This window comes from Histophilus somni (assembly GCF_014202395.1).
GTDB classification, from domain to species: Bacteria; Pseudomonadota; Gammaproteobacteria; order Enterobacterales; family Pasteurellaceae; genus Histophilus; species Histophilus somni.
Genome location: NZ_JACHGQ010000023.1, coordinates 1 through 2,186, shown reverse-complemented (window position 1 = coordinate 2,186; position 2,186 = coordinate 1). Strand labels below are relative to the sequence as shown.

Genomic DNA, 2,186 nt, shown 5'->3' with positions numbered 1-2,186 from the left:
GGAGCGGTTTTGCCGTAAGTGCCTGAGATTGAAACACTTGTTGCCTTATGACTTGATTCATTTCGAATGTCATTAAAAGTGAGGCGATTGGTTCGTAGTTCACTGTTGTTTGGGGTAGTTGAAGCAATGGTACCGCCTTTCAAGTGGATGTTGTTTGCTTCTATATGATAACCGCCTTTGCCTGCAAATAATCCCGATTGTTCGGTGACTTGCTTGCTATTGGCTTTGTCGCTCGCCGCACCGGCGTTGCCGCTAAATTCCCACGCCGTACCAAACCCGAACTCCACCTTAGCACCTAAACCAAGGCTGTGGCTGTTCGAACGTTGGCTGTCTTGCAATCTTTCGCCGTTTTCTCCCCGTCAGGTAAAGTCCGTCTGTGTCGCCTGAATATCACCGCGTCTTGCCCTAATCTCAATCTGTTTGGCGTTGACGGTGTTGCTACTTGTATCTAATACAAGCGGTAAATTTACCGATAGAGTTTGCAAAAGTTTAATCAAAACAAACACTTTGCTGAATATATCCTATAAACCAAAATTTGAAATCAAATCAGAATCAAATATTAATTCTTTTGTATCGTATATGTATATTAAATTAGGAGGGTAGCGATCCCCAATAATTAACATATAACGATCTTCTATATAATCATATTCATGTATAAATGCTAAGCTATCATCTATATCATATATATGAGCATAAAAACTAATACTTGATGCTTCTGTAGGAAAGAAACTCCATATTTTTTGACCTATAGCTTGATAGATTTTTTGAATTTCCATTATTTACTCTCTTGTTGGTGTATTTCTATAAATTTCATTTATTTTATTTCCTCCATTGACTTTATAGGAAATTTAGCATAAATCTCTTCTTTCCTATTCACTCTGTCCCTCCAAATTTCTAAAGGAATATAATATTCCTTAGTTTCTTCTTCAGTTAGATCACTTATTCCTTTCATATATAGCATATTCCAACTATCTTCCTTTGGTATATAAGCAAATTGAATATTGAATTCTCCTGACTCAGTAAGTGTAAATTGACAATGAGACCAAAAATTTCCATCTAATTTCATTAAGTTATTTAAATCTCTAAATAAAAAAATTAATTTTGTAGCGATTTCATCTGGAAAATCATTCATACTATATTCTTTTTTTATAGACTTTGATGTAATCCAAAAAAGCTTACAACTTTCTGTATTAGGAAATATCTCACACTGAACAACATATTCTTTGGCTTCAATAGACATTATTGACCAAATAACCTTAGCTATTTCAATATATTTTCTCTCATATAAAGCAACATTCATTAAACTATTCTCCCGTAGCAGTATTTTTTAAATTTCTTCTATTTATACTATTATCAATAGAGAACTTAATTTCAAAACTATCAGGTCTTTTACTATTCCCTCTATATATTGGTTTAATATCAATCTCCACTTTCTTACCTTGCTCTAAAGCTTGCTTCCATTGCCTTTCCATCTGATACCATTTTCCTTTCGGTCCATTCAATATCTCATCCATTGCTACAAGATTTATTTTCTCTCCTGCACCTCTAAACATTGATGCCAGTAAATGTCCTCCGCAATCGCTTTCTAAACGACATTCCCCTCCGGTTATGGCTTGTTTAGATTTATTCTTTATTTTTAAAAAGTTTATTATTTATAAAAGTTTTTAAAATTAGTGCCAAATACAACCAAAAAGACCCCCAAAATATATCACTAAATGCATCATTAGCCCAATAAAAATCATCATATTTAAGATAAATATAAATCATGAAAAACACATGTTTTAACGAACAAAAAGAGACGATAAAAAAATACCAAATTAGCCAATAAAAAAAACTATTTTTTTTCATTAGGTATCTCCTTTTCAAAATTAGTCTTTATCTTATTATAATCTTTCTCTCTACTATTAATATCTCCAAAGAACTCTCCCAAATAACTTCCTAATGCGTTACCCAACGATGATTTAGAGAATGGTGCATTAATCACTGGGGAAGTTATAGCTCCCCAATATGAATTACCCAAATCATTTCCACTAGGATCTTTTGATAAGCTGGTTACTGTTGCAATACCTATATTAATCCTAATTTGATTATCCAATGATCGATTTCTGGTTAAAGCACCTCCTGAAAATGCACCTAACGCATCATAAGGATTAATATCTTGCCCTGTAACTGTTTTATATCCTACA

The 2,186-nt window shown here is 33.0% G+C and carries 5 protein-coding genes; all 5 read right to left on the bottom strand.

Features of this window, described 5'->3' with window-relative positions; translation table 11 throughout:
- Positions 1-338, bottom strand: a 338-nt coding sequence (locus HNR69_RS09455; RefSeq protein WP_183405677.1) for a hemagglutinin repeat-containing protein, incomplete at its 3' end; no start/stop codon positions are given.
- A 183-nt stretch (positions 339-521) separates the two neighbouring features.
- The gene (locus HNR69_RS09450; protein WP_135026600.1) at positions 522-776 is read right to left on the bottom strand and encodes a hypothetical protein; all 255 of its coding nucleotides are present in this window, start codon (positions 774-776) and stop codon (positions 522-524) included.
- A gap of 38 nt (positions 777-814) precedes the next feature.
- Entirely contained in the window at positions 815-1,300 is a 486-nt protein-coding gene (locus HNR69_RS09670; RefSeq protein WP_012340779.1) for an immunity protein YezG family protein, read from the bottom strand.
- A gap of 4 nt (positions 1,301-1,304) precedes the next feature.
- Complete coding sequence (locus HNR69_RS09440; RefSeq protein ID WP_135026598.1) at positions 1,305-1,610, bottom strand: DNA/RNA non-specific endonuclease; 306 nt, start codon at positions 1,608-1,610, stop codon at positions 1,305-1,307.
- A gap of 224 nt (positions 1,611-1,834) precedes the next feature.
- On the bottom strand, positions 1,835-2,186 hold a 352-nt coding region (locus HNR69_RS09435), incomplete at its 5' end, for a hypothetical protein (RefSeq protein ID WP_183405676.1).

Bases quoted from the DNA above. Each gene is read 5' to 3' on its own strand.
- HNR69_RS09450 (WP_135026600.1), bottom strand. From the start codon at position 776: ATGGAAATTCAAAAAATCTATCAAGCTATAGGTCAAAAAATATGGAGT.
- HNR69_RS09670 (WP_012340779.1), bottom strand. From the start codon at position 1,300: ATGAATGTTGCTTTATATGAGAGAAAATATATTGAAATAGCTAAGGTT.